At 38.4% G+C, this 26,468-nt stretch carries 19 protein-coding genes; 8 read left to right on the top strand and 11 right to left on the bottom strand.

Annotation, left to right across the window (positions count from 1 at the left end; genetic code table 11):
* Positions 1-1,687 (top strand): alginate export family protein (locus EHQ31_RS10485; protein WP_135582929.1); only part of this gene is annotated, 1,687 nt, incomplete at its 5' end.
* Between the two features lie 156 nt (positions 1,688-1,843).
* On the opposite strand, the gene EHQ31_RS10490 is transcribed toward EHQ31_RS10485, so the two are convergent.
* Positions 1,844-2,542 (bottom strand): TetR/AcrR family transcriptional regulator, encoded by a 699-nt coding sequence (locus EHQ31_RS10490; RefSeq protein WP_135573944.1) that lies wholly within the window; start codon positions 2,540-2,542, stop codon positions 1,844-1,846.
* Positions 2,543-2,676: 134 nt separating this feature from the next.
* Here EHQ31_RS10490 and EHQ31_RS10495 point away from each other — a divergent pair, with 134 nt between their 5' ends.
* Positions 2,677-3,636 (top strand): NAD(P)-dependent alcohol dehydrogenase, encoded by a 960-nt coding sequence (locus EHQ31_RS10495; RefSeq protein ID WP_135573942.1) that lies wholly within the window; start codon positions 2,677-2,679, stop codon positions 3,634-3,636.
* A gap of 155 nt (positions 3,637-3,791) precedes the next feature.
* Here the strand turns inward: EHQ31_RS10495 and trhA are convergent, their stop codons facing one another.
* A complete protein-coding gene (trhA, locus tag EHQ31_RS10500) occupies positions 3,792-4,619 on the bottom strand; it encodes a PAQR family membrane homeostasis protein TrhA (RefSeq protein ID WP_135573940.1) in 828 nt (275 codons plus the stop codon).
* Between the two features lie 139 nt (positions 4,620-4,758).
* Here trhA and mgtA point away from each other — a divergent pair, with 139 nt between their 5' ends.
* Entirely contained in the window at positions 4,759-7,329 is a 2,571-nt protein-coding gene (gene mgtA / locus EHQ31_RS10505; protein ID WP_135573938.1) for a magnesium-translocating P-type ATPase, read from the top strand.
* A gap of 108 nt (positions 7,330-7,437) precedes the next feature.
* Here mgtA and EHQ31_RS10510 read toward each other — a convergent pair whose 3' ends face one another.
* Entirely contained in the window at positions 7,438-7,776 is a 339-nt protein-coding gene (locus EHQ31_RS10510; RefSeq protein WP_135573936.1) for an EF-hand domain-containing protein, read from the bottom strand.
* Positions 7,777-7,933: 157 nt separating this feature from the next.
* Here EHQ31_RS10510 and EHQ31_RS10515 point away from each other — a divergent pair, with 157 nt between their 5' ends.
* On the top strand, positions 7,934-9,115 hold the full coding sequence (locus EHQ31_RS10515; RefSeq protein WP_135573934.1) for a serine hydrolase domain-containing protein: 1,182 nt from the start codon (positions 7,934-7,936) through the stop codon (positions 9,113-9,115).
* A 17-nt stretch (positions 9,116-9,132) separates the two neighbouring features.
* Here the strand turns inward: EHQ31_RS10515 and EHQ31_RS10520 are convergent, their stop codons facing one another.
* Positions 9,133-10,881 carry an acyl-CoA dehydrogenase family protein gene (locus tag EHQ31_RS10520; protein WP_135573932.1) on the bottom strand — a complete coding sequence of 583 codons (1,749 nt, stop codon included), beginning with the start codon at positions 10,879-10,881 and terminating at the stop codon, positions 9,133-9,135.
* Between the two features lie 10 nt (positions 10,882-10,891).
* Entirely contained in the window at positions 10,892-12,889 is a 1,998-nt protein-coding gene (locus EHQ31_RS10525) for an oxidoreductase (RefSeq protein WP_135573930.1), read from the bottom strand.
* A 128-nt stretch (positions 12,890-13,017) separates the two neighbouring features.
* Between EHQ31_RS10525 and EHQ31_RS10530 the strand changes: the two genes are divergently transcribed.
* The gene (locus EHQ31_RS10530) at positions 13,018-13,674 is read left to right on the top strand and encodes a TetR/AcrR family transcriptional regulator (RefSeq protein WP_135573928.1); all 657 of its coding nucleotides are present in this window, start codon (positions 13,018-13,020) and stop codon (positions 13,672-13,674) included.
* 24 nt (positions 13,675-13,698) lie between these two features.
* Here EHQ31_RS10530 and EHQ31_RS10535 read toward each other — a convergent pair whose 3' ends face one another.
* Positions 13,699-14,358: a TetR/AcrR family transcriptional regulator gene (locus EHQ31_RS10535; RefSeq protein WP_135573926.1), complete on the bottom strand. Its 660-nt coding sequence runs from the start codon at positions 14,356-14,358 to the stop codon at positions 13,699-13,701.
* A 93-nt stretch (positions 14,359-14,451) separates the two neighbouring features.
* Positions 14,452-16,605 (bottom strand): neutral/alkaline ceramidase, encoded by a 2,154-nt coding sequence (locus EHQ31_RS10540; RefSeq protein WP_135573924.1) that lies wholly within the window; start codon positions 16,603-16,605, stop codon positions 14,452-14,454.
* A 412-nt stretch (positions 16,606-17,017) separates the two neighbouring features.
* Between EHQ31_RS10540 and EHQ31_RS10545 the strand changes: the two genes are divergently transcribed.
* On the top strand, positions 17,018-19,132 hold the full coding sequence (locus EHQ31_RS10545; protein ID WP_135573922.1) for a cellulase family glycosylhydrolase: 2,115 nt from the start codon (positions 17,018-17,020) through the stop codon (positions 19,130-19,132).
* Between the two features lie 2 nt (positions 19,133-19,134).
* On the opposite strand, the gene EHQ31_RS10550 is transcribed toward EHQ31_RS10545, so the two are convergent.
* Together EHQ31_RS10550 and EHQ31_RS10555 are read right to left on the bottom strand one after the other, a co-directional pair.
* Positions 19,135-19,971 (bottom strand): SDR family oxidoreductase, encoded by an 837-nt coding sequence (locus EHQ31_RS10550; RefSeq protein WP_135573920.1) that lies wholly within the window; start codon positions 19,969-19,971, stop codon positions 19,135-19,137.
* A 54-nt stretch (positions 19,972-20,025) separates the two neighbouring features.
* Complete coding sequence (locus tag EHQ31_RS10555) at positions 20,026-20,799, bottom strand: helix-turn-helix domain-containing protein (protein WP_135573919.1); 774 nt, start codon at positions 20,797-20,799, stop codon at positions 20,026-20,028.
* Between the two features lie 247 nt (positions 20,800-21,046).
* Between EHQ31_RS10555 and EHQ31_RS10560 the strand changes: the two genes are divergently transcribed.
* Positions 21,047-22,027 (top strand): LLM class flavin-dependent oxidoreductase, encoded by a 981-nt coding sequence (locus EHQ31_RS10560; protein ID WP_135574149.1) that lies wholly within the window; start codon positions 21,047-21,049, stop codon positions 22,025-22,027.
* Positions 22,028-22,156: 129 nt separating this feature from the next.
* Complete coding sequence (locus EHQ31_RS10565) at positions 22,157-23,185, top strand: extracellular catalytic domain type 1 short-chain-length polyhydroxyalkanoate depolymerase (RefSeq protein WP_135573914.1); 1,029 nt, start codon at positions 22,157-22,159, stop codon at positions 23,183-23,185.
* A 43-nt stretch (positions 23,186-23,228) separates the two neighbouring features.
* On the opposite strand, the gene EHQ31_RS10570 is transcribed toward EHQ31_RS10565, so the two are convergent.
* Positions 23,229-24,521 carry an alanine racemase gene (locus EHQ31_RS10570; RefSeq protein ID WP_135573912.1) on the bottom strand — a complete coding sequence of 431 codons (1,293 nt, stop codon included), beginning with the start codon at positions 24,519-24,521 and terminating at the stop codon, positions 23,229-23,231.
* A gap of 19 nt (positions 24,522-24,540) precedes the next feature.
* Positions 24,541-26,331, bottom strand: a complete 1,791-nt coding sequence (locus EHQ31_RS10575; protein WP_135574147.1) for a methyl-accepting chemotaxis protein — start codon at positions 26,329-26,331, stop codon at positions 24,541-24,543.
* Positions 26,332-26,468: the final 137 nt, after the last annotated feature.

The raw sequence follows: 26,468 nt of genomic DNA on the forward strand, positions 1-26,468 counted from the left end.
GCCTACGCCACCACCACCTCCTCCCCCTCCAGAAGAACCAGCGGAGTATGTAAGTCCAATGAAAGGGAATCTAACGGGAGAATACCTAAAAAGTTTACAAATCACCGCAAAACAAAGAAAGGCGTTACAAGAAAATACTAACCTTTGGTTTGCCGACCGATTTCGGGTGGGATTTGGAATTCGTCCTAAAGCTGATTCACAATATAATACGGACTTCGATCGCTCTACTCCAGATAATAGAAATACAGTAAGTAATCAAACTCAGTTTTATCTTATTGGTGATGTATCTCCTAATGTAGCTTTTAAAATTACCTTACAAGATGTAAGACTTTGGGGAGGAGAGGTTCTGAATGGAACCTCAGACCAAAGATTAGGTATCATTCCCAATGGTGGCACAACCATCGACACTTCGAAACAAAAAGAAGTGCCGATCAACAATTACACTGGGTTTCGGGAAGCCTTTGTCGATTTAAAAACAACCAACCAAATCTTTCGTGTCAGAACAGGACGCCAAATTATAGACTTTGGAGACGGAAGGATTCTAGGTTCCAGAAATGATAGTTTGAATGGAAATTCTTTTGATGCCGTTCGGACAACCATCACCATTCAAAAACATAGTATCGATTTTTTCGGAGCTGTTGTAGGTTCAGAAAATAATGCGAATAGTCTTGTTTCCAATAATTCTACGAGAGTGGGTGGACCTGGAAATGCCTCCTATTACGGCGCTCATTTGGGATTCAAACCTTGGGATTGGTTGGGAATCGATTTGTATAATTTCACATTGTATAAACAAAAACAAAAGGCTACTAATACCACTGTAAATTATGGGTCAGATATTTACTACCGAGGCCCAGACCAACTCAATACAACTGGCTTTCGACTCACCAATCGTACCAAAGGAAATATGATCACAACCGATACTGGTATCGATTGGATGGTGGAAGCTGCTTGGCAAACAGGGTTTACTGGCGAACGAGTTTCCCCAGACTGGCTGAACCAAAAGGGAACATACACTACTAATAAAAAGACTGGAGAAGATCCTCCTTTATCCTCGCCTGTACAATATAAAGCAAACATTGTAGCAGTACAATTAGGTTACACGCCTGTAAAAGAGTTTCGCATTGGCGTTCAATATGTCCAAGCATCGGGAGACCCCAACCGAAATGATGGAAGTGTAGCCACTTATAACCCACTGTTTGCCACTAGACGGATGGCAGGGGCGGGACTTGCATTTTCTGGAAATGGAAACTCAGGAATGGTTTTTTGGCAAAACATCAAAGACTACTCCATCAATATAAAATATGATTCAGGGAAGTGGGGAACATTTATTCTAAATCCTCATTGGTACTATAAAGTAAAACTCCAAGATGGATATTACGATAACAATAATTATGTGGCGGGAAGCAAAGCTACTGGAGAAACCGCTTCAACAGAAGATTACTTTAACACGGAAGCATACAACCAAAACCGACCTAAACTAGGAAAACACGTTGCTACAGAAATTAATTTTATCTATATAGTGACACCTTTTGAAAATGTTTCGTTTTGGTTTGGTGCAAGTTCTCTTTATGCAGGGGATGCTATCAGAAATCAAAAAAACAATCCGTATGAAACCGATCTGTATCATAGATACGATTTCAAACCTAACTCAAGTTATTTTACATTTCAAAGTGTGTTTGCCATTTAGATTTATATTTTAAAAATTTTCAATGGTTAAGTTATTTTCATTATAACAAACTCAATTAACGAAAGCTATTGTGAATTAAAAAAATCTAAATCGGACAACGAAGAAAAAACCTGATCCCTTATTCTTATAGAGTAAGGATCAGGAAATATTCCTACTTTATTTTCGTTCCATCCTAAGTTTTTCCAATCCATCCAAAATCAAATTTAAACCAAATTCAAAGTCATGAAGTCCATTATATTTACCAGATATCACTTCTCTTGTTAAATTGGTTAAATGAGAAAAATGACTCTTCTCCAACTGAGGCAAAAACCCTGAAGCTTCTTTTGCGTATTCATTAGGATCAATGGGAAAATTCAATTCTTGTAGAATAAATCCATAAATATGACTGTCGATTGTATTGATAATGTGATCGGCGGTCTGCATAGAAAATCCTGCCGAATGTAAACAACCAAGTGTTCTGTCAAAGTATGTCAACATACTAACTCCGACATTCATACGAGAAACAATAAGAGAAGTGGCCCAAGGATGTAAAATTAAAATTTCGCGAGCAGACTTTGCTCTTTTTATCATTTCTTGTTTCCAATCTTCACCTATCGAAGGTAATGTGATTTTTGAAATCACAAGATCCACGATTCCATCCAAAACTTCGTCTTTATTTTTTACGTGATTGTATAATGACATGGCTTCCACACCCAAACTGGATGCTAAATGGCGCATTGATAATTCTTCCAAACCGAACTCATCAGCAATGCGAATGGCAGATTCTAAAACTAAAATCCGAGATAATGTCTGTCTTTTTTTAACTTTTTTAGAGAGCTTCGCAGACGATAATCTGGGTTTCTTTTTTTTATCCACGTCTTCTCCTTTTATATTTTATATCACAAATTCCACTATATTTCTATTGTTTTTAGCAAGAATTCATATAGAAATAAATTTCCTTGACTTACTTACGGTGTAAGTATAAATAGTGATTTCAGGAGAAATTACCATTGAGAGTAGTCACCGCAAGAAAGTATGGATCCCCGGATGTGTTTCGAGTGGAAAATTGGGAAATCCCTTCCCCCCAAAAAAATGAAATTCGGATCCAAAATCACAATGGCGCCGTTAATTCTGCTGATTGGCGCCTGCGTAAACCCGATCCGAAACTCGTCCGATTGTTTTTTGGAATTTTGAAACCAAAACAACCTGTCCTTGGAATTTCCTTTGCAGGAGTGGTGGATGCCGTTGGTAAAAACGTGACAAAATTTCAAATCGGAGACAAAGTTTTTGGATCCACTGGAATGCAAATGGGAGGTTATGCGGAATACATTTGTATCAATGAATCGTCGGTTATGACTACACTTCCCAAAGAAATATCCTTCCCACAAGGTGCTGCTTTGCCATTTGGTAGTTTAACAGCGATCGACTTCCTTCAAAAATCTAAGATTCAAAAAGATCAAACCATAATTATTTATGGGGCCTCAAGCTCAGTCGGAACAGCCACAATCCAATTGGCAAAACATATGGGAGCCGTTGTCACAGCAGTTTGTAGTGCAGGAAATTTCTCTTTAGTAAAATCAATCGGTGCAGATTTTGTAATGGATTATGATAGTTTTCATTCTGAATCACATAACAAAACCTATGATGTTGTATTTGAATGTGTTGGTAAATCATCCATTCCTTCCAATTTAAAACACCTTACAAAAGGCGGAGTATTAGTATTAGTCGGAGCATCTTTTAAAGATATGTTTCAAGCTGCATGGATTTCCTTATCTCGGGGAATCCAAATAAAATTTGGACCAATCAAAGAAACTTTAGAAAATCTGAATTATATCACTGAACTCGCTAAAAAGGGAAAATTTAAAGTGGTAATCGATAAATCTTTTCCCCTTGAATCAATGTCAATGGCACACCAATATGTAGAAGCTGGACACAAAAAAGGTAATGTAGTAATTGATATAATCAATTAACATAGTTTAAGTGAGATCAACATTAGCTTGATCCCACTTATCAAAACTTTATATTTTCAAGTGTGAAACCGGATGTTAAACTAGAAATTTACAACCTTTTGGTTCACTGGCCTTTCCGAATTTAAATGGAGAGCAACTCATTAACAATTCTATTTTTAATTTCTGATCGGTGGTAAAACATAAAACAAAATTGCAAAAAAATGACAAAGACTTCCCGAGAGAACAAAGAGATGCCAAATAGCATGGTTGAATGGCAATCGATCCCAAAGATAAAATATCACCCCAACCGTATAACTAAGACCACCTGCGACAAGCCAAGAAATACCACCAATCCCGATCGCTTGACGAATGTCTTTGATCACAAAAATGGCAAGCCAACCCATTAAGATATATACAACAACGCGAGCGCCACTATATTTTCCTGGAAACAACAACAACAAAATGACTCCTGTAAATGCCAAAATCCATACTACAAGAAATAATGTCCAACCCCACTCTGAACTTTCGCGCAAACTAACAAGCGTAAATGGCGTATACGTTCCCGCAATTAACAAATAAATGGAAGCATGATCTATCACTTTAAAGATGCGTTTTGTAGCGGTATGATAAATTCCATGATAAAGAGTGGAGGCAAGATATAGAAGGATAAGTGTTGCCCCGTAAATGGCAGAACTTACAATATGCCAAACATCTCCATACAAAACTGCAACTGTCAACAGAAGGGAAAGTCCAGCGATACTTAGGCCACCTCCAATTCCATGTGTGACAGCATTTGCAATTTCATGCCCAATAGAATATTCATGAATGGTATCAATGAGTTCACTAGTGGATTGATGCAAATCTATTGATGGATTAGGTACCGAAAGCGAAACTACACTTTTTTCGTTGGATGTTCTTTTGGAAACAATGGTTTGTTTCTTTGTTTGTTGGTCAGAACGATTCGTTTTTTTTGTTACTTTGGCTTTAGCTTTTTTCACTTTCATAGGATTTCTGTAATATCTATTTGGTTCCTTTCAATTGCAAACGTCAATCGAAAGAAATCATGTGATTGACTGTAAGCGCTAAGTGAACCATTTTTATAAAAACTACATTTACCTATTTGTTCTTATTTGAGGTTTATTGATGCAGCCCAATTTTAATACATCCACCTGGTGGCTGAATTCTTTAAATGAAACCTTATCTTACCTAAAAGTAGATAACTTAGGTCTCAGTTCAGACAATGCAGCCGTTCGGTTACAGCAATTTGGAGCCAATCAATTTGCCATTCGAAAAACCAAACCAATATGGCGACAAATAATAACAAAGTTTAGAAATCCTTTAATTCTACTTCTACTTTTTGCTAGTGGAGTTTCTGCCTTCATGGGAGAAATTTCCAATTTTTTAATCATTACCGTTTTGGTTTTTTTTAGTGTTCTCTTAGATTTTTTCCAAGAACATAAAGCAGAAAAATCTGCTGAAAGTCTACGGCATTCCGTTTCTATTCGCACAACAGTAGTCAGGGATGGAAATAAGATCAGTTCTCCCGTGGCACAAATTGTACCAGGTGATGTTGTTTTACTTTCCGCAGGTGATATGATTCCGGCCGATGGACGGGTGTTAGATGCAAATGATTTTTTTGTTAAACAGGCTTTACTTACAGGAGAAACCTATCCCATCGAAAAAAAACCCGGTGAACTAAATTCAGAGGCTAATGATATCACAAATGCCTCTAATGCTGTATTTATGGGAACCACTGTCATTAGCGGGAGTGCCAAAATTCTCATTGTGAACACAGGTTTGAATACGGCCATGGGTACGATTGCTGAAAATCTAAGTAAAACACCTCCTCCAACCTCATTTGAGGTAGGGACAGAAAAGTTTGGATCTCTCATTATGAGAATGACAGTACTTCTTGTACTTTTTGTCCTCTTAGTAAACGCTATTTTACTCAAACCTTGGTTAGATTCTTTTTTATTTGCCGTTGCTTTGGCTGTCGGGTTAACACCGGAACTATTACCGATGGTAATTTCTATTACTCTTTCACGTGGTGCTATGATGATGGCTAAAAAGAAAGTCATCGTAAAACAACTTTCCTCAATCCAAAATCTTGGTTCAATGGATACACTTTGTACAGACAAAACGGGGACTCTAACGGAAGCCAAAATCAAATTAGAAAAACATGTAAACCTAAATGGAGAAGTAAGTCATCGCGTATTAGAATTGGCCTTTCTTAACAGTTATTTTGAAACCGGTTTAAAAAGTCCTTTAGATGAAGCAATCCTTGAACATGATGAAATTTCTGTAGAACAATGGACTAAAATTGATGAGGTTCCTTTTGATTTTGAAAGAAGGCGAGTTTCTGTATTAATCAATCATTCTGAAAACAAAAAACGTATACTTGTGGTAAAAGGTGCGCCAGAAGAGATCATTCAACTTTGTACCCATTATGAAACAGACAATAAAACTACAAAAACAATAGATTCCAATGCTCTGGAAAAAATCAGGTCGATATATACTGCACTTGAAATGGAGGGATTTCGCGTATTGGGAATTGCATGGAGAGAAGAAACAATTGAACACAATCATGCTGTCGTTAGTGATGAAACAGAATTAACACTTTCGGGATTTGCTGCATTTTTAGATCCACCAAAAGAAAGTGCAAAGTCCGCCTTATCTGCGCTAAATGATATTGGTGTCTCTGTAAAAATCATAACAGGTGATAGTGAACTTGTGTCTCAACATGTTTGTTCTGAACTGAAAATACCGATTTTAGGAGTCTTAACAGGTAAAGATATCGATAAAATGGAAGATACCGCGCTCCAAGTAAAAGCGGAAAACACCAACTTATTTTGTCGAATGAATCCATCTCAGAAAAACAGAATTATTTTAGCCTTAAAACAAAGAGGTCATGTTGTTGGATATTTGGGTGATGGTGTAAACGATGCTCCTTCGCTTCATTCCGCTGACATCGGACTGTCGGTCGATACAGCGGTTGACGTGGCAAAAGAAGCCGCGGATATGATTTTGTTAGATCATGATTTACATGTTTTATACGAAGGCGTTATGGAAGGAAGGAGGACTTTTGGGAATATTATGAAATACATAATGATGGGAACAAGTTCTAATTTTGGAAATATGTTTAGTATGGCAGGGGCAGCATTGTTTCTCCCTTTTTTACCAATGTTACCCACACAAATTCTTCTCAATAACTTTTTATATGATCTTTCTGAAGTACCAATTCCCCTTGATAAAGTAGACCAAGAAGAATTGAAAGCACCTCGCATTATGGACATTGGTTTTATCCGTAATTTTATGTTAACCATTGGACCCATTAGTTCTGCTTTTGATTTTTTAACTTTCTACGTCATGCTTATCATTTTAAACGCAAACGAAGCGTTATTCCAAACGGGTTGGTTTGTGGAATCTCTTTGTACACAAGTATTGGTTATCTTTATCATTCGGACAAAAGGAAATCCGATTAAAAGTATGCCTAATCGAATACTTGCAATTGTATCTTTAAGTGTTGCAGGAATTGGAGCTTTTTTGCCATTCACATCCGTTGGTTCTTATTTTGGATTAGTTCCGCCACCTATGGAGTTTTATGCGATTTTGGCTTTGATGGTTGTCATTTATTTGGCAGTAGTTGAATCAGCTAAACGAATTTTCTATTATATTCACGATAAAAAAATGAAACCCATGCGCCAGGGATCGTAGCGGAAATACTTTGCACTATGGTGCAAAGATTGGAGCGGAGAGCCCGGTCGAGCCCTCAATGGATTTATTATAACCATCCGGTTCGAGGCGCCCCGATCCAAACGGTTGTTATTCGGCAGTTTTTTTCTTTTTATCGTTTTTCTTTGTTTTTGCCTCTTTGGCTTTTTCTTTCATTTCCTCTTTTTTTTCTTCCTTCTTTTCCATACGTGCGGATTTCATCTCTTCGAGAGTTACCGATCCATCAGCGTCTTTATCAAGTTCGGTGAAAAACCCATCATGGAACTTTTGCCATTCTTCTTTAGAGACCTTATTGTCACCGCTGGAATCCATTTTTTTGAAATGATCCCCTGCCATCGCATTTCTTCCGTGGCCATCGTGGTCATGAGCAAATACGGAAGTCACCGCAAGAAAGGTTAAACCAGTCAAAACTGTTAGAATTTTTTTCATAAAAAACCTCAGCCGAATTCTTTAACAAATTTAGATGTAAGTCAACCCCTTCACCGATTTTTCACTTTGGAAATTTTTTATATTCATTCTATTTTTTGATTTCCCTTCAATTTTCTTTCATTTATCATTTCTGAACGAATGTCCTTGGACACAAATAATGAACCAAAGAAAGTATTTGATTAATGTAGCATTTTTTCTATTTGTTTTTACAAGTTTTTCGATCCAAACGGAACCAACGAACATTGAAGATTGCCCGAGACCCATTGCCGATCATGACTGGGAAATTTCGCATTCAATCGAATCCGAATTTGATCAAAAAAAGTTTTGTTTATATATGAAAGAAATTGGATCCGAGGAAAGCGAGTTTCATTCGTTTTTAATCGAAAGACATGGGAAAATAGTCGCAGAGGTTTATAATGAAGGGAAAGACCATCCATTTAACAAACGCTATGGTCTAAGATTTCCTTTTGATGGAAAAACAAAATTTGATGTGAACACCTTACACGATGTAAGGTCAGTCAGTAAATCGGTTGTTTCATTACTGTTTGGGATTGCCATTGATAAAAAAATAATCAATAGATTAGATTTACCAGTTCTTTCTTTTTATCCAGAGTTATCCATTCCCCCCGATGATCCAAAACAAAAAATTACTTGGAGACACCTTTTAACAATGAGTAGTGGACTCGATTGGGAAGAATGGAGGTATGGATTTTTATTTAGTGATGAGACAAGACTCCTATGGAAAAAAGACATCCCAAGTTTTGTTTTTGATAGAAACATGTTACATCCACCAGGAACTAAATTCAATTACAACGGAGGTGGAACTTCAGTTCTTTCTTCGATTCTAATTCAGAAAACTGGCAAATCATTAAAGGAATTGGCGAAAGATTGGTTATTTGATCCTTTAGAAATTCAAAACTTTGAATGGGTGGAAGATCAAAATGGGAGAGCCCTTGCTCATGCTGGCCTTCGTTTAAAACCAAGAGATATGTTAAAGATAGGAAGGTTAGTTTTAAATGGCGGTAACTGGAAAGGAAAACAAATTGTCTCAAAACAATGGTTAAACGATTCCCTAAAACACCAAATAAATTCAGAGGTAAAAGTATTTAGAAAAGACGAAAGGCCTCTTGGTTACGGTTACCAGTGGTGGCTCGGGGAAACCATTTTTTTAGAGAAAAAAATCCCTTGGTCACTGGCACTAGGGAATGGAGGCCAACTCATTTTCTCCATCCCTAGTTTAGATATGGTGATCGTTACCACTGCGGGTGGTTATGGAGATCCGGCTACCATCCAAAGAATTTTGGACCTTGTCGAAAAAATCATAACAACCGCTAAGTGAAATGTTATATCCCCTGTTTATCCAAAATTTTGAATTCGATACAAACAGGATTGAGCGATAGCGGCACAATCAATCACATATGCCTTGCAATCTTTTACCCAAGTTTCTCTAGCTTCAGAATCCTTGATTTTAGAAATGGATTTTTCGTATAACAAACTACAAATGTAACGAGTCATTTGGATCATTAGGTTTTCTGCCACAGTTTCTTTTTTTACTTCTTCCTGAATGTTACGCATCACACGAATGGATTCTTCTAAGACTCGTTCTTGTTCTAAAAGAAAGGTGGAAGGTGATGGAATTTCTGCTTTCAAAGAATTTAGATATTTACGAAAGTTTCCATCTCCAGCCATACCAGCAAGGATGGCACCAGTAGCGATACGAACATGGATTTGGCTTGTACCTTCATAAATAGTATTGATACGTGAATCTCTGAACATTCTAGAGATATCGTAATCTTCAGTGTACCCGGCACCACCAAACACTTGTACTGCTAAATTTGTACATTTATGTCCTTCTTCGGAACTATAATACTTTGCCATTGGTGTGAGTGTGGAGGCAAGTGTGGACCAATATTTTACCTTTTCATCTTTTCGGATTTCTCTGTCATCTTTACCAGCTTTTTCCATACGGATTTGGTGGTGTTGGTACATATCAATCACTCGAGCCGTTTCTAAAGTGAGAAGACGCATAGCGTTTGTTTCCCGTTTGATTTTATGAATCATCTCTGCCACGGCTGGAATTTCACCAATGGGTTTTCCGAATTGTTTTCTTTCCTGCGCATACTTTACACATTCAAAATATGCAGCAGCTCCCCCACCACATCCACCGGAAGCACTCACAAGACGCATAAAGTTTGTCATTCCTGCCGTATAACGAGTGAGACCAAGACCTTCTTCCCCTAAAATTTCCCCATATGTGTTGTCATAAACGATCTCACAAGTAGGAGAAGCATGGATTCCCATCTTTTTTTCGATTCCTGCCACAAATACATCTTCACTTTTAACAATAAATACGGAAAGTCCTCTTGCACCACCTTCCGATTTTCCAGTGCGTGCCAAAGTAAGTAGTAAAGCAGGATGGTCACCCAATCCACAACCTTGGGAGATAAATCGTTTGGTTCCTGTTAAACGGTAACTTCCATCCTCTTGTTTGACTGCAACCGTTCTTACATTATTAAGATCTGATCCGTAATCAGGTTCCGTGAGTGACATGGCAAACAAACATTCACCATTGGCAGCCTTTGTGGCATAGGTTTCTACTTGTTCTGGGGTTCCGAAGCGGTCCACAATTTGAGCTAAGTTGAGTAAGGTGGTTGTCATACAAAATGCAACATCGGCTCTTGCCATAAGCATTGCATACAAGGCGCCAACAGTTGCTGGGAAGGCAAGACCACCGGCTTCCCTAGAAAGAGAATATGCCATAAGGCCGGTGTTACGAAATTTTTCGTAGATCTCTATAGTTTCTTTCGGGAAAATCACCTTTCCATTGGAATACTTTAGTTCATTCCGATCCATGGTTTGGGATTTTTGAGAGACATCGTTTCCAAAAAAATCTCCCATTGCATCCAAACTGGAAGTGTATAATTCGAAGGCTTCTTCTTTTGTGGACGGTGCCATTTCATAACGAGGGTTATTTGTTTTTACAAATGTTTGGTGGTCAAAAAAACCTTCCCCTTCGGTTTCTTTGATGATGGAGTCCCAATCCAAAAGTTGGTTAAAAATTACCTGTAAATCTTCGTCTTCTGAAAAATAGTTATTTGCGATCATATTTTATCTCCTAATGAATGCTATGCGCAGCTTCTAAACCTTCTAAAAATGCCTTTTTGGCATCAATATTCCTTGGATCTTTTGCCCCACCAATCACGATGGTTTGTTTGTTTGGGTATTTGGATTGGTATTCTTCTAAAACAGAAGATTCCTTTTCCTGACCAACACACAAAATTAGAGAATCACAAGGATACAAAAATTCCTCTCCGTTTTTTAATTCTACTTTTAAACCCTCTTTTGTGACCTCTTTGTATGTGAGTCCATGATAGAACTCAACTCCCACAGACTCTAACTCTTGTTTGAGGGCCCAAAATGTTGTTGGTCCAAGCCCTGCTCCGTGTTTTCCATTTCTTCGAAACACAGCTACATCCCGGTGTGCTTTTTCCTTCTGAACTCCCGCATTGGTAAAAGAGCTGATATTGTATTTTTTATCATATGAAATTAAAGTAGGATCTTCCTCTTCTGTCAACCTGTGAGCTACATCCACTCCAATCCCTCCTCCACCAATCACGGCAACACGTTTGCCTGGTTTGAATTTTCCCGTAAGATACTCAGTATAATTTCCAAACGGAAGATTTTCTAGTCCTTTTAATGAAAACTCACGCGGTTTTACACCACTTGCAAAAATCGTAACATCGGGATTTTCTGTTTCTAACAATGTTAAGGTTGCATCTGTATTCAAACGAATGTCTACACCAAGTGCCGGAAGTTCATTGGTAAAATAACGAATGGTTTCTTTAAACTCTGACTTACCTGGAATGTTGGATGCCAGTTGGAATTGTCCACCAAGGACTTTTGCTTTTTCTACTAAAGTGACTTTATGTCCAAGACTGGCACTGGCTCGTGCTGCTTCGAGGCCCGCAGGTCCCGTTCCAATCACTAGAACTTTTTTTGGATCCTTTGTTTTCGGTTTCGAATATTCTAATTCGTGTACGGCCTCTGGATTTACGATACAAGATACAAATTTTTCTTGGAAAGCATGATCAAGACAAGCTTGGTTACAAGCCACACAAGTGTTGATTCGTTCCGACATTCCCTCTTGGAATTTTTTTACGATGGCTGGATCAGCAAGGAATGGCCTTGCCATAGAAATGATATCGGCTCTGTTTTCATCAAAAACTCTTTGCATGGTAATCGGATCATTGACACGGTTGGAAGCAATGATAGGAACACCAGGTGTATTTTCTTTGATCCGACTGGCGATAGAAACCCAAGCTCCTCTTGGAACCAGTTGGCTTATGGTTGGGATTCTTGATTCATGCCAACCAATGCCGATGTTAAGTGCAGAGACTTGTTCATCTCGTAAAACTTGTGCTAGCTGAATTACTTCCTCAAAACTTGGATTCCCAGGGATAAGGTCAATTCCCGACATTCGAAAGATTACAGGAAAACCTTCGGGTAATTGTTTTTTTACGGCACGGAGGACTTCTATGGATAAGTTCATCCTTCTTTTGGCATCTCCACCAAAATAATCATCTCTTTGGTTTGTCACTGCTGAAAAAAACTGATTTAAGAGATAACCTTCGCTTCCCATAATTTCGACGGCACCAAACCCCGATTCCCTTGCCAGTTTTGCAGCAAGTCCGAAGTCTTCGATGGTTATCCAACACTCCTCTTCTGTAAGGGCTTTTGGCACATAACGATTGATTGGTGCACGAATGGCCGAAGGTGCCACACAATTTCTGTCTGCGGCATAACGACCTGCATGAAAAAGTTGGGCACACATGGTTCCTTTGCCATAAAGAAGTTCGTTCATACGTTTTAACTCTTTGGCATGGTCTGGATTTTGGATGTTAAAAAAAGTACGAGATCCTTTTCCTTCCTCATTCACACTGATCCCACCAGTCACAATGAGAGAAACTCCCCCCTCAAAACGTTTGCCATAAAAGGCAGCCATTCTTTCGGCAGTGCCGGTTTCTCCTTCCACACCCAGGTGCATGGATCCCATAATAAAACGATTGGGGAGTGTTAAGTTTCCAATGGAAATAGGTGAAAATGCTGTATTCATACTCGTAAAAAATCCTTAAATCCGAATAATTTACCATTGGTAATATTTTATTCAACTTAGGCAAGCCGTAAAATTACCACCGGTAATTAACACTAGTCACTAAAAGACTGAAACGTAGAATTGGGGAAATGGCGGTTTCGAAAAAAAAATCCTTACCAAAGAAAACAAAGACAGTGGGTCGCCCTTCCAAAGATAAAGGAGTGAATGTAAAAGATGCCCTCATCCAAGCAGGTGTGGAACTTTTAGAAAATACTTCTTTAGAAGATATATCACTTCGCAAGGTTGCGGCACATGCCGGTGTGAGTCATGTCGCAAGTTACCATCATTTTGAAAACAAACATGCCTTATTTGCTGCGATTGCCGAGATCGGTTTTCAAAAGTATTTTGAAACCTACCAAAACGAATTACAAAAAACAGATAAAGATTTTAAGGGCAGATACCTAGCTCTTGGTTGGACCTACTTCCAATTTATTATGGCCAATAGACAGTTCGCAAGAATCATGTTTGGTGGGACAGGAGTGGATGTAAAAACCCATCCCAAATTACTTGCAGTTTCCAGAAGAACCTATCGCCAGTTACACGAAATCATCCGAATGGGACAAAACCTAGGTCATTTAGAAAAAGGAAATACTAGAGAAAAAACCTTAGCCTCTTGGGCAATGATTCATGGTATTGCTATGTTATTTCTGGAAGGTCGTTTGCAGATGAAAAACGATCTAAAAGAAATGGAAAAATTTATCCAAACAGTAACAGAATACGCCTACGTTGGAATGAAGTCTGTATAACCCGAAACTTTCAGGATCAATTTCCTATTTCGGTTTGCAGATTTCTGGTAAGTAGTTTTTTAAATACGATATGGTTGCTTTTTTTGTTTCTCCCACCATCCAAGGAGTAAAATCCCCGTAGGTCCTGTAAGAGAGTTTTAATAAAGAGTCTGCAATCGAAAACGCAATACCAAAGATTTGATCCGCTTGGTCTAATTCTGGCAGTTCGAACCGATCCATGAGCCCGAGTTTTGCTAGGTTTGCTAGTTTTGCATCTAATTCTTGACCTACTTGGCGCATCTCCGGGTTACTCATCCTATAACCGTAAATCAAACGAGGGAATGCAATTTCCTTATTGGTCACTTCTACGGCCACATCGATAGAACGTTCAATATGCTTTTCCCAACTAACAAAGGTTTCACGTTTCAACAAAAGTGATTTTTCAATCAAACTTTCTGAATGTAACAATCTGATTCCATGAAATATGGCTTCTACATTAGGAAAAAAATGATAGGCAGAAGGCCTTGGGATATTCGCTTCTTTACAGATATCAGCAAAACTAATCTCTTCAGGAGATTTCTCGCGAAGAAATTCTAAGGCAATGGTCAAAAGTCTTGTGCGCCTATTTCTACCTTGTTTGCTAGTGAATTTAAAAGGCCTTGAAGCAAGGTCAGGGGATAAGGATGCGTCTACCAATTTATCCATACTACGAGCCTTCTAGAAAATCATCCCTAGTCAATCCCGTTGCAAAGAAAATACCTGACCTTTTTTAAGGCCAGGTGAGTGATAGTTCAGATTTTACTGTACGGTGAATTGATTTGTGACTCCTTGGTAAGCAGAGATGGCTCCAGTCCATCCTGATTTCCAATGGCCCCTGTGGCGGATTCGATAAGTTCCGGATGGGAAGGAAGATGTTTTCCAGGAAACATTGATTTTGGAATAAGCAATTCCATCCCTTTGCCACTTGTAAGTGGTAGATGGATCGTAATCCCTTGCTACCACCGTCCAAGAAGATCCATTTTGTTTTTCCACATCCACAAAACTGCTACCGATGAGCATATTGTTTTTAGGATGAGCTCCCCAAAATACAACATTCACTGTGGCCCCACTGCTATAGGAGGCTGCGGGCTGTGTCACAACATTTCCAAAACTTTTAAAGAGAGGGACATCATCAAATACAACTCCCGTTTGAAAAGTAGCTTGGTAATTTGTTAGGTCTGGTGGAGTAGGACCCGCAGGTGAACTTGCACCGCTTCGCATAGCACTTGCTAGTTTACCAAATTCTTGTTCGTATCCTAGTAAAGTATTCGGTCCAAATTGTGTAGATGCACCTTCATACTGTTGTGAAGAATACTCTTCTCTTGTTGTGAGATACGAAGTATAAGAATTGGAAAGTCCAGCAATCACAGTATAATCGTTTTCCAAAACATTTTTCACAAGAGAACGAAGCCTTCTGCCTGCCATAGTGGATACTTCTGCAGGAATGGCAAGGATCGCTAAGTTTCCAATTTTAATGATCTGCATAGGAATCACTGGAGGAGTCCACGGATTTCCATCAAAACTGGCAACACCAGTAGGAATCAAGACTGGTTTTTCAGCATGGCAAAGTTTATAGGCTTCACTGACAGAAGTTGGCCATAAAACACCGAGAAATCCGCCAAGGAAACTGGCTTTAAATGCATCGGCAGTATTCGTATTCCAATCGAGGGAATCTACTGTGGTTCCTTCATCAAAAAAATCAACAGACACAGCGTTGTCTTCCACACTACCGGCAGAAAAAGATGCTCCCATTCCCGCAGGACAAGTAGTGGTTCCTATACTACTGATATACAAATTGGAGAAGTTAACATAGGTATGACGAAAGTCAACAGGACCAGTCACTGGAGTATTAGCCGAGGTATAAAGAGACTGAGCTTTATTAAACTGTTTTTCTGCTATGATATTTTGGCGCGCATAATCATTCACACCATCAGCGGGACCCCAAAGGTTTGGTGTCACATCGCCTGCATTCGATTGGGCAAAAGCTGCCACAAAGGTTTGGTTGGACGAATAATTGGCTCCTTTGGATTTTTCAAATAAATAAGAGGCAAGCCCCTTATTATCACCACCAATCAATTTATTGGTTGGACCCACGTTGGTGGGATGTACCGCAAACCAGTTAACCATTCCAAGTTCTCTACCGTCGGCAGAAACTAACTTTAGCAATGTCATTGTTTGGTCAACATTCGATGCATAGTAATTTCTTTCGCTGATTGGGTTTTTATCATAAGCAACAGGCGAGCGATTCTTGCTAGCATCTGTTAGGTTTCCTTGGTTGATGTAAACATTTCCTGGAACCAAGTTTTGGTGAGCTAATTTGATCGAACGATAAATTCCATCCACAATCACATCATAATTTTCTTTAATAAAACCAGCAGTGGTGGCATTGTATAAAAAATAATGCGAATACCCACCAGGACCGCTATGCGTATGTGTGGCAGACAATAAAACATTGGCTTCGTTGTAATATGGTGAAAGTTCAGAATCCAAAGCAATTTTTTTACTCACCGCTTGTTTGATGGATTGGAAAATCATTCCTAAGTCAGCGCTGACAAATACAACTCGTTTGGATGAATCTCCAATGATATAGGCCCTTGACCAAAGGCGCATATAAATCCCTTCTGTCTTTTGTGCACTTTCTGCAAATCCCATCATCCCTACTTCTGCTGCCGGGCCTGTGATGTCATAAATTCCCGCACCGACTAAATAGGGCGATGAACCAAGCGATGGTGCTATTGCTCGACTCACTCCAGACGAGCTTACCAAATCTGACTGGGAACTATCAGTGGTTCCTGTGTTCACGAGTCCAAGGATGGGTGATGGGGATGGTTTCTGGTCAGAACAATGTAATACCAGAAAACTACAAACAATGGTAAAACCCAAGCGCACTCGGGATTCTCTTTTGGAATTCATATACTTTCTCCGAATCTAAATTTCTAAATAAAACGGTTTTTCGCTTAGGTTTTGCGACTTACATAGGATAGGTCCAAAACCAAATTCGGTTTATAAGTCTAAACAGTGTTAAAAATATGGCAAGAAATTTAATCGACATATGTCGATTTTTATAGACCAGTGTTCAGGATTTCACTACAAAGAAAGGGGATTCTACCCATTTAAAGGACAAATTTCTTGGATTCAATGATTCAATCTTCGTAAAGCACTCCATTTCCGACCCGCCAACTCGCCTCTTTTCAAATTTTCCGAATCAGTTAAGAACCATTTTCATATTTATGGTAAATTAGTGTCATTTTTTTAATCGACAATTGTCGATCATCCTGGCCCAACTGACCAAATCCATTCGAAAAGGAATGCGAATCGAGGAACTATGAAATTTAACTGGAAACCGCAACAAACCTTGAGGTCGATCTTTACCTCACTTTGTTTACTAATCACACTGTCCTGTACTCAGGCAAAAAATACGGAGCAGGTATTTCTCTCCTTACTTTTGTCAGGTGGGAGTGGACAATCAGAATCTAATGGAATTGGTTCCTTGGGACTTTCTAAGACTGTCCAAACGGTGAATTCCCCACATAGTTTTGATTACAATCTAACATCGCAAGAAAGAGAAATTTCGATTTCAGAAAAAACGAATAACCAATTTACGGACCAAATTTTTGTAGATGGTCTTGGACGCGAGGTATCTTTCCGAGGATATAATATTTCAGGAAATATGAAACTCGCACAACACGGATTCAAACCTTTTGCCAATGAAACCGATGCTGAGATTGCCTATTCGAGACTTGGGAAAACTACGGGTTCAAATATCATTCGTTATACGATTGCATGGGAAGGAGTTCATCCTGCTGTAGACACTATCGATTACAATTACCTAGATGCTGTCGTAAACCAAATCAAAAAAGCTACCGCCAAACGAATGTATATCTTACTGGATTACCACCAAGATTTGTTTTCACGCCATCTCTTTAATAAAAACTCATGGTTTACTGGAAACGGCGCACCGGCATGGATTACCAAAGGAGGAAATTATCCAAACGAATACTGTGGAATCATTTGTGCAAGTTGGAGCCAAAACAATTTAACAAACGAAGCAGTACGCCGCGCCTTTCGTAATTTTTGGAACAATGCCCCTCTATCGACAACACTTGGAACTAGGAACATACAATCCGAATATCTTTGGCAAATTGGAAAAACTGTAGCGTATCTCAAAGAGAAACTAAGTGCAGAAGAATTTTCTTACGTCCTTGGCCTTGATCCATTGAATGAACCTGTGGATGGGGGAATGGAAGGTTTAACCCCAGCGCAGTGGGACAATCAAAAACTATGGCCAATGTATAAAAAGGTAAGAACTATCTTAAATCAAAATGGATGGGAAAATAAATGGGTATTTGCGGAACCTCTTGTATTCTGGAATACAAACGTAGGTTCGGCGATTGCACCCGCAACAGGAGGCGGACATTTACTTTCTCCACCTGGCCCTGGTTTTGTTTTTAATTCACACTTTTATGATGCAGGGCGGATGGGAACAGATCTTACAGGAATTGATAACGCAACGTATTTCAAATACTTAGATGAAATCAGAAAGGAGTCTAGATTTTTAAAAATTCCAGTTTTCCTAAGTGAGTTTGGAATGTGGTTGAAAGGCACAGGAGCAAAGGACACTCCTCGGATGATTAGTGCCATTTACCAATCGATGGAAATTTCTGATGGAAACCAAACTTCCAAATCTAGATTCGCTGATTTTTACAATCCCTTAGTATCCGGAACCCAGTGGCATTGGGATTATTATTACAACAACCATGCAGAATATATGAATGGTAATCCAAACAAACTTGTTACCACAAAAGATGCATGGAATGAAGAAGACTTTTCTGTGGTAGGAAATTACGGAACCAGTTTCAATGTAAACAATTACACAATAGAACGTGGGTATTTACGGAAGTCCCAAGGCCGAATCATAAGTAGTCATTACAATACGGTAGGATTTGATACTTGGAATAATGTATTTTCTTGGGCGGCAATCAAACCTGGTGAAACCGAACCAAAATACTTTGTCGGAAAACGATTCCAGTTGGTAGTTTGGAAAGGAAGGTATTCGGATGCACCAACAGAAATTTATCTGCCAAATCATTTTGATTTAACAAAGACCGTTTTGATTTCTGAAAAAAGAATTTATCAACAAGGTATTCCTACCAGTCCTAACCAAGAAGTTAATGAGGTCGTAGTCACTCCTGATCGAAATCGGGAAATTGGTTCTGGAAATATTTTACATATATGGGATGATTTGGACTTGGATGAAAATCCAAATTCTTCCTACCATTATGTTTTGATTGTGGATGGTGCAAGTGGATTATATACATCACAAACACTCCAGGAAATCCAATCCAAACTCAATACCCGAATACTTTTTGAACAAAAAAGTCCGATTTATTTAACAGGTAAAATGACCTACGGCGGATACCCCGCCGAATCATCAAATTAGAGTTAGCTGACTCTTTCCTGTATTTTCCAAATTCCAGATTTGGCTGTTTCTTTGGCATAGGTTTGAAAGTCTTTTGGCTTTCGACCTAGTGCCAATTCTAAATCGTTAACCACAGATTCATTCCTCCCATCAAGGACAGTGCGAAACAAATACGAAATAAGCCAAAGCACATCTTCAGGAAGGCCAAAGCTTTTTAAAGTAACCAAATAATCATCTAATGGGAGTTCTTCGAATGATATTGGTTGGTTTGTAACTTCCGCAATGGTTTCAAACACATCTTTAAAACTGACAAGTTCTGGACCTGTTAGTTCATACAGTTTGTTTTTATGTTTGTCGGTGACAAGTGAAGCAAATGCCAACTCACAAAGGTCATCCAAATCCACAAACGGTTCTTTAGCTGCTACTTTTGGGAATAATACTCTCCCTTCTAAAATTTGTTCTAAAAACATTCCTTCGCTAAAGTTTTGTAGGAACCAACTCGACCTAAGGATGGTCCATTCCAATCCGGAGTTTTGAACGATTTGTTCGCAGGCCCTCGCTTCTGGCTCTCCTCTACCGGATAACAATACCAAACGTTTTACTTGGTTTGATCGGCAGACCTGAACCAAAGTTTTTATGGCTTCGAGAGAGGAAGGCACTGCTAAATCAGGTTGAAAACTAATGTAAACTTGGTTTATCCCTTGGAGGACATCTTCCCAACCCTCTGGTTTTTCCCAATCAAAGGTTGGTTCCGCTTTTCTTGAACCCAATCGGACAGGATAACCTGCTTGGTTCAATTTAGATAAGATTCTTGATCCAGTTTTTCCACTGGATCCAATGATAAGTGTTTTAGGTTTCATAAATTTAAGAATACAAGAAACTTAAAGATTTAAATTGAACAAACCCGACAGAGTTTAAATTTTTTCTCGGAATTGAAACGGTTTTTCTTTGGTAAAAGATTTGAATTGGCGAATGAAATGCGATTGGTCAGAATACCCACTCACATAAGCAACATCAGTTAATTTAGATTTATTTTCACCATCTAACTCACGCAAGCTAGATTGAAATCGAATGATGGTAGAAAATTGTTTAGGAGTAAGGCCTACATAATTTTGGAATCGTCTTTGTAATGTACGTTCTGACAACCCATGTTTTTTTGATAACTTTCCAATTTCGCAGTTCCCTTTTTCCTCCAAAATTTCCTCAATACAAACCTGTAAAATGGGGTCTGGCCGAAATGACTTACCCTTTTCCAGAATAAAATTTACCAACGCGGTGTGAGCGCGAGCAGAAGAAAATTCCTGAATCGACAATTGAAAGTTAGGTTCCTCAATCCAATCGGAAGATGGTATGGAAAAGCAAGAATTGGTGAGTTCCGTCGCAGGAATTCCCAACGATGTTTCTACAACCGCAGGAAAAAGTTGTAACATCACAAAGAAAAAGGGACCATTAATTTCTATTTGTATTGGTTCAATGGTTTGACCATAAACAAAAACTGGATCCATCACTTTGGATGCAGAACCAACATAAACTGTAACCGGTTTTTTAGAATGAAAAAAAACAATTCCAGGAAATCCATCCGCATAAAAAGGAAGAGTTTGTTTTTCTTCTTTATCTGATTCAAAAACGAAAACAGATTGGATCAGCATTTTTTCCTTAGTATTTAGTTTGGGGTTTGTTACTTTCATGCGATATTGATTCTAAACTTCTTTATACAGACACATTCTTAAATTTTATTCATACATAAATAATGAAGGATTATAGTTTTACAATTTACTTAGACTTATATTCTATATTTTTTGATATATTTTTTATCAAATAAAACTTCAAAATTAAAAAATACATATAACAGATGTAATTTTTTTTTTATACAAAACATGATTTATTTTTTTTACACATTTACACGTGAGAGAGCAAAAAGCGATTGTGATCGTAATGGCAAAATTTTCGATTTTAGACTTAGTTTTTATCAACGAAGGAAATACACCCAAAGACGCTCTCGCCAATTCAGTTCGGGTTGCGATAGCGGCAGAAAGTTTGGGTTACCACCGCATTTGGGTAGCAGAACATCATAACTTCCCGGCCATTGCGAGTGCAGCCACTTCTGTGGTCATTGGTCATTTGGCAGGAAATACAAAAACCATTCGAATCGGTGCCGGAGGAATCATGTTACCTAACCATTCCCCACTTGTGATTGCCGAACAATTTGGGACATTAGAAAGTTTATATCCAGGAAGGATCGATTTAGGTTTGGGACGTGCTCCAGGAACCGACCAACTCACCTTACGAGCGTTACGTAGAGATTCCATGAGTGCACAATCTTTTCCAGAAGATGTTAAAGAACTACTGAATTATTTTGAAGATGATGCAAACCAATTACAGGTTCGTGCCATTCCCGGCATGGGAACTCATGTGCCTGTTTGGATTTTGGGATCCAGTTTGTTTGGAGCCCAACTGGCTGCCATCCTTGGACTTCCTTATGCTTTTGCTTCTCATTTTGCGCCAGGGGCTCTTATGGAAGCCATCAGTATTTATCGAAAACAATTTCGTCCGTCTGTCTATCTAGACAAACCCTATGTAATGGTAGGAGTGAATGTGATTGCAGCTGATACAGACAAAGAAGCAAAGTTTCTTTTCACAAGTTCCCAACAATCTTTTACTCGTATCCTCAGAAATGCAAGGGGCACCTTTCCGCCTCCCATCGAAGACATAGACTCCTACTGGTCCCCTCAAGAAAAACAAATGGCCTCCCAGATGTTATCTTATTCTGTAGTAGGTGCACCTGACACAATTAAGGTGGGAATAAAAAAGGTTCTCGAGGAAACCAAAGCCGATGAACTGATGACGGTCACTTCCGTTTATGATACGGATGCTAAAATCAGATCCTTAGAAATTTTGGCAAAATTGGAAATTTAACTTCATAAAACCAAATTTCCCTTTTGCATCGGTTTCTTATTTTGTCACTATCGTTTTGGTATTGATATTAAAAGTATCTGCAACTTTTTATAGAAAACTCGGGTCGAATTCCGAAATGAAGGTTCTTATATGAAATATAACTCAATAGCTCTATGGTTTGTCCTCCTTGCCCTCATCATTTTTTCCACTGCCTCCTGTTCCCGTGGTTGGTTACGCGGTAAAATCCAAGAACGATTTCTAAAAAAAATGGAAGAAAAACCAGCACCCATTGCATCTACGGATATAACCCAAAAGATTGAATCTCCCGGTGATTATACCTTTACCTTTCCTTTTGGCGGAATTCCAAGATATTACAAAGTACACGTACCAAAGTCATATTCACCTAACAAAGAAACTCCATTACTCTTTGTATTACACGGTGGTGGTGGTGATATGGAAATTCAATCAAACGAAGAATACTACCATCAAATTTCCAAATCAGAAGAAAATGGGCATATCATAGTTTTTCCCAATGGTTATAGCAAATACAAATCTGGAAAAATCGCTACCTGGAATGCAGGAAATTGTTGCGCAGAAGCTCGTGATAAAAAAGTCGATGATGTTGGTTTTATCAAAGAAGTTTTAAATCTAACCACCAAACAACTACATATTGACAAATCCAAAGTTTATTCAACAGGAATGTCCAATGGCGCCATGATGACCTATCGACTTGCCTGTGAAATGACGGACAATCTCTCGGCCATCGCCACTGTTGCAGGAACCGATAATACAATTTCTTGTAATCCGTCCAAACCAATTTCTGTTTTGCATATTCATGCAAAAGATGATGATAAAGTTTTATTTTACGGTGGCGCAGGAGATAGTTTCAAGGATAGATCACTTGTTACCGACTTTATTTCTGTTCCTAAATCCATATCCAAATGGGTCAATTACAACCAGTGTAACCCAAAACCCAAACGAGTTTTTGAAGAACCTGGTGTGACTTGCGATGAATATAGCGAATGCAAAGAGGGTGTGAAGGTAAAACTTTGTATCACTGAAAAGGGAGGACATTCTTGGCCTGGTGGCAAAAAACCTTCCCTATTCTTTGGTTCTGCTTCCCCATCCAATGCCATCAAAGCAAACGATGTTATGTGGGAATTTTTTAAAGAAAATTAACCATTACAAAATCAAAAACTAGTATATAGAAACACTCTTTATACTAGTTGATAAAACACTTCCAGGTTCCTATAATTTTCCCATTTCGCAAAAGAACCACTTCTCCCATCTCCGCCATCACCTTTTCACTTTGTGTTGGTCGATAAAAAACGTAATCATCAGGTTGTAATCCAGTGGAAATACTTCCATTTAAAATTCCCTGATTCGTACTGGCCCCATAAAGGCTATTATCAAATAGACCCTTAGGTGATTCTTTTTTGGCAAGATAGGCTCCGCCATAAGTAAAATACGTAACTTGTAAGTTAGGATTCCATAAAGGAAATAAAAAGGAAAAAGATTCTAAAAAAGGAATGGTGGTTCCTTCTAATCGTTTCAGAACAGGTGCCGCAATAAAAAAAGCAGGTTTGTGTTCTGTGAGTGTACTCACATCAAAATCAGTAGGCATCACAAGGGCCGAGCCAACCGAGACATCATTTACAACTTGTTGGTTCTTTTGATAAAACCTGTAGGTTTTACTTCCCCCACCGTTCAAAAGTAATTCCTTAGAAAATAAAGTAGGAAAAGATTTTTTACCTAAACTTACAAATCTTTCATATTTAACTAGAGAGGATTGGATCTCTTTTTCTATGGCCTCATTCTTATCACCTAACAAAACTGGTACAGATGCGACATGTGGTTCATAACCCATAAAACCATCAAATTCTAAGTTTTTAGAATTTTCTTGGACCATAGAAAATACGGTATTTGTATCCGTGGGATTGCCAAACCCTCCACGATGCAGGCCTATATCGATTTCCAAAACCAAATGTAATTTTATATTTTTCGATTTTGCAAATTCTAAATATTGGTTGAGTCTTGTTTCCGTGTCCACTAACCAATGAATTTTTTGAAACCGGTCCACCTTTGTTTTTTGATAAATATCTTCTAAAGCACGCGCTGGCATCGGTTTTCCAAGAAGAATATCAAACGAAGAAAACTCCGGATCGCTAAGTAACATCACAATGTCACCCGAATGGAAAACCATCAGACGATTGGTATTTGTAAATTTTGTAATATAGCGAAGGAGATCCAATGATGGTAGAGACTTTACAACAATACGATAGTGTAAAGGCGGTGGGATATTTTTGGAGAGTGTGGATAAATTTTCATTCAACCGGTCCAAATCCAAAAGCACTACCGGTTTTCCAAATCCATTTGTTTTTAGTTCATTGTTAAGTTTAGAAAAATATTCTGTATAAGAAGAACCTTCATCTTTTGGTTTAATAAGAAAAACAAAAGCAACTACTAAAACAAGAAAAACACTTATTTGAATCTTACGGAGTTTTAAAACTAACATATTATATTTTCAAACTCCTTTATATTTTAAATTTATCAATCTCTGACTTGAGCTCATCAGCCAACATACCCAAATTATTTGCAGCTGCAGTAACTTCTTCGGAAGAAGCAAGTTGCTCTTCAGAAGAAGCGGCGATGGCTTGTGTGCTATCGGAAATTCCATTGGAAATCTGTGCAAGTTGTTCGGTTGATGCATTTAATTCTTCAGTGCTAGCGGAAATTTCTTCTGTAGTGGCAGAAACTCCTTGCATTTCGTCAGTTACTTTTTCAATAGAGCCGGCGATCCTTTCAAATGTTTGTCCCACTTCGTTGACCATTGTAACACCTTGGTCCACTTCCTTACTACCATTCTCCATCATAGCAACAGCTGAAGTTGTATTCTTTTGGATTTCTGCGATTAATACACTTATTTGTTTTGTTGCATCTTCAGATCTTTCTGCCAACTTTCTAACTTCATCTGCCACTACAGCAAACCCCCTTCCCTGTTCTCCAGCTCTTGCAGCTTCGATCGCTGCATTGAGAGCTAATAAATTAGTTTGGCTTGCGATCTGATTAATAGTCTCTACTATTTGACCAATAGCTTTTGAATTTTCACCTAATACATGTATGCTGCTAGAAATTCCACTCACTGATGAGTTTACAACCGACATCTGTTTGATGGTAGTTCCAATTACATTTCTTCCTTCCTGTACTTTTTCCAAAACACCATTAGCCAAATCAGAAACCGTTGCAGTAGACTCCGCTATTTTTGCCACAGCTTGCGAGTTTTCAAGCATTGCACGTTTGTTTTCTGTAAACGCAACTAACTGTGATTCTGTACTTACCGCAACTTGTTGGATGGATTTAGCAATGCTTCCAGCAACAGCAGAAGAATGTTCCGCACTTGTATACATTTCTTTTGCAGATTCTGCAACTTTTACGGATGATTTGGATACATGTTTCATCATCTCGCGCAGGTTAGTTGCCATTTTATTAAAATCATCTCCAAGAATCCCAAACTCATCCTTAAAGGCTAAATCTACTTTTTCGCGGAGGTCACCTTCACTTGCTTTTTCCACTACAAATTTGATTTTCTGAATTCTTTTTGCAATAAAGGAAGCAAGAATATAGGAAAATAACATCGATAAGGCTAAACTAATTACAGCGCTAATTAAAAATATCGTCTGCATTCCGCGCAATCGTCTTTGGTATATGATCTCTTCCCGACCACCAGCACCGATCACCCAGTTCCAAGGTTTATAATATGCTTGGTAAGCCATAAAAGTATATATAGGTTCACCAGGGTTTTGCCAAATTTCGCGTAGTGGATATCCTGTTGCTTTTGGATTTCCCCAAGTATCACGCACTGTGTACTTTCCTTCGATTTGATAATCCCAAATATTAGCACCTTCAATATTAAAAGGGTGCATAGTTGCAATCCCTTCCGGCGTGATTCCCCAGAGATACATATAGTCATTGGTTGACATTTTGGTTTTGGAAATATCGCGATTTCCATCAGGCATCTTAGGTCCAACTATATAGGTTTTTGCCATCTCTTGTGCATCTTCCAAAGTCATGTCACCTGCCTTAACCCTTTCGTTTAAAGCATCCACAAGTCCAACTGCATCTTTTAGGACATTGGTAAACATTTCCTCGCCAACATTCAAAACTTGCTCTTTTGCAGTTGTATAAGAAATATAAAAGATAAAGGACAGAACAATTGAAAGGACCAAAAATATAAATAACATAAGTTGGCCCTTAATACCTATCGCCTTGCTCTTGTTAACTTTTTCTTTTAGGGATGTTTGGGAAATGGAAGTAGAATTTGTCATATAAAGTTTCTTTTTATTTGTATTATAATAACCTGAACCAATCACTAAAAATTTTAGCGTAACCAAAGATTTTCTTTGGTTTTTTTTATATGAGAGTTTTCAAAGAACATTTCGTACAATCCCCTTATTATGCAGAA

Source organism: Leptospira montravelensis (assembly GCF_004770045.1).
Taxonomy (GTDB): Bacteria; Spirochaetota; Leptospiria; order Leptospirales; family Leptospiraceae; genus Leptospira_A; species Leptospira_A montravelensis.

Coding starts and splice junctions, on each gene's coding strand:
- trhA (WP_135573940.1), bottom strand. CDS start 4,619: ATGAAAGTGAAAAAAGCTAAAGCCAAAGTAACAAAAAAAACGAATCGT.
- mgtA (WP_135573938.1), top strand. CDS start 4,759: ATGCAGCCCAATTTTAATACATCCACCTGGTGGCTGAATTCTTTAAAT.
- EHQ31_RS10510 (WP_135573936.1), bottom strand. CDS start 7,776: ATGAAAAAAATTCTAACAGTTTTGACTGGTTTAACCTTTCTTGCGGTG.
- EHQ31_RS10515 (WP_135573934.1), top strand. CDS start 7,934: ATGAACCAAAGAAAGTATTTGATTAATGTAGCATTTTTTCTATTTGTT.
- EHQ31_RS10520 (WP_135573932.1), bottom strand. CDS start 10,881: ATGATCGCAAATAACTATTTTTCAGAAGACGAAGATTTACAGGTAATT.
- EHQ31_RS10525 (WP_135573930.1), bottom strand. CDS start 12,889: ATGAATACAGCATTTTCACCTATTTCCATTGGAAACTTAACACTCCCC.
- EHQ31_RS10530 (WP_135573928.1), top strand. CDS start 13,018: ATGGCGGTTTCGAAAAAAAAATCCTTACCAAAGAAAACAAAGACAGTG.
- EHQ31_RS10535 (WP_135573926.1), bottom strand. CDS start 14,358: ATGGATAAATTGGTAGACGCATCCTTATCCCCTGACCTTGCTTCAAGG.
- EHQ31_RS10540 (WP_135573924.1), bottom strand. CDS start 16,605: ATGAATTCCAAAAGAGAATCCCGAGTGCGCTTGGGTTTTACCATTGTT.
- EHQ31_RS10545 (WP_135573922.1), top strand. CDS start 17,018: ATGAAATTTAACTGGAAACCGCAACAAACCTTGAGGTCGATCTTTACC.
- EHQ31_RS10550 (WP_135573920.1), bottom strand. CDS start 19,971: ATGAAACCTAAAACACTTATCATTGGATCCAGTGGAAAAACTGGATCA.
- EHQ31_RS10555 (WP_135573919.1), bottom strand. CDS start 20,799: ATGAAAGTAACAAACCCCAAACTAAATACTAAGGAAAAAATGCTGATC.
- EHQ31_RS10560 (WP_135574149.1), top strand. CDS start 21,047: ATGGCAAAATTTTCGATTTTAGACTTAGTTTTTATCAACGAAGGAAAT.
- EHQ31_RS10565 (WP_135573914.1), top strand. CDS start 22,157: ATGAAATATAACTCAATAGCTCTATGGTTTGTCCTCCTTGCCCTCATC.
- EHQ31_RS10570 (WP_135573912.1), bottom strand. CDS start 24,521: ATGTTAGTTTTAAAACTCCGTAAGATTCAAATAAGTGTTTTTCTTGTT.
- EHQ31_RS10575 (WP_135574147.1), bottom strand. CDS start 26,331: ATGACAAATTCTACTTCCATTTCCCAAACATCCCTAAAAGAAAAAGTT.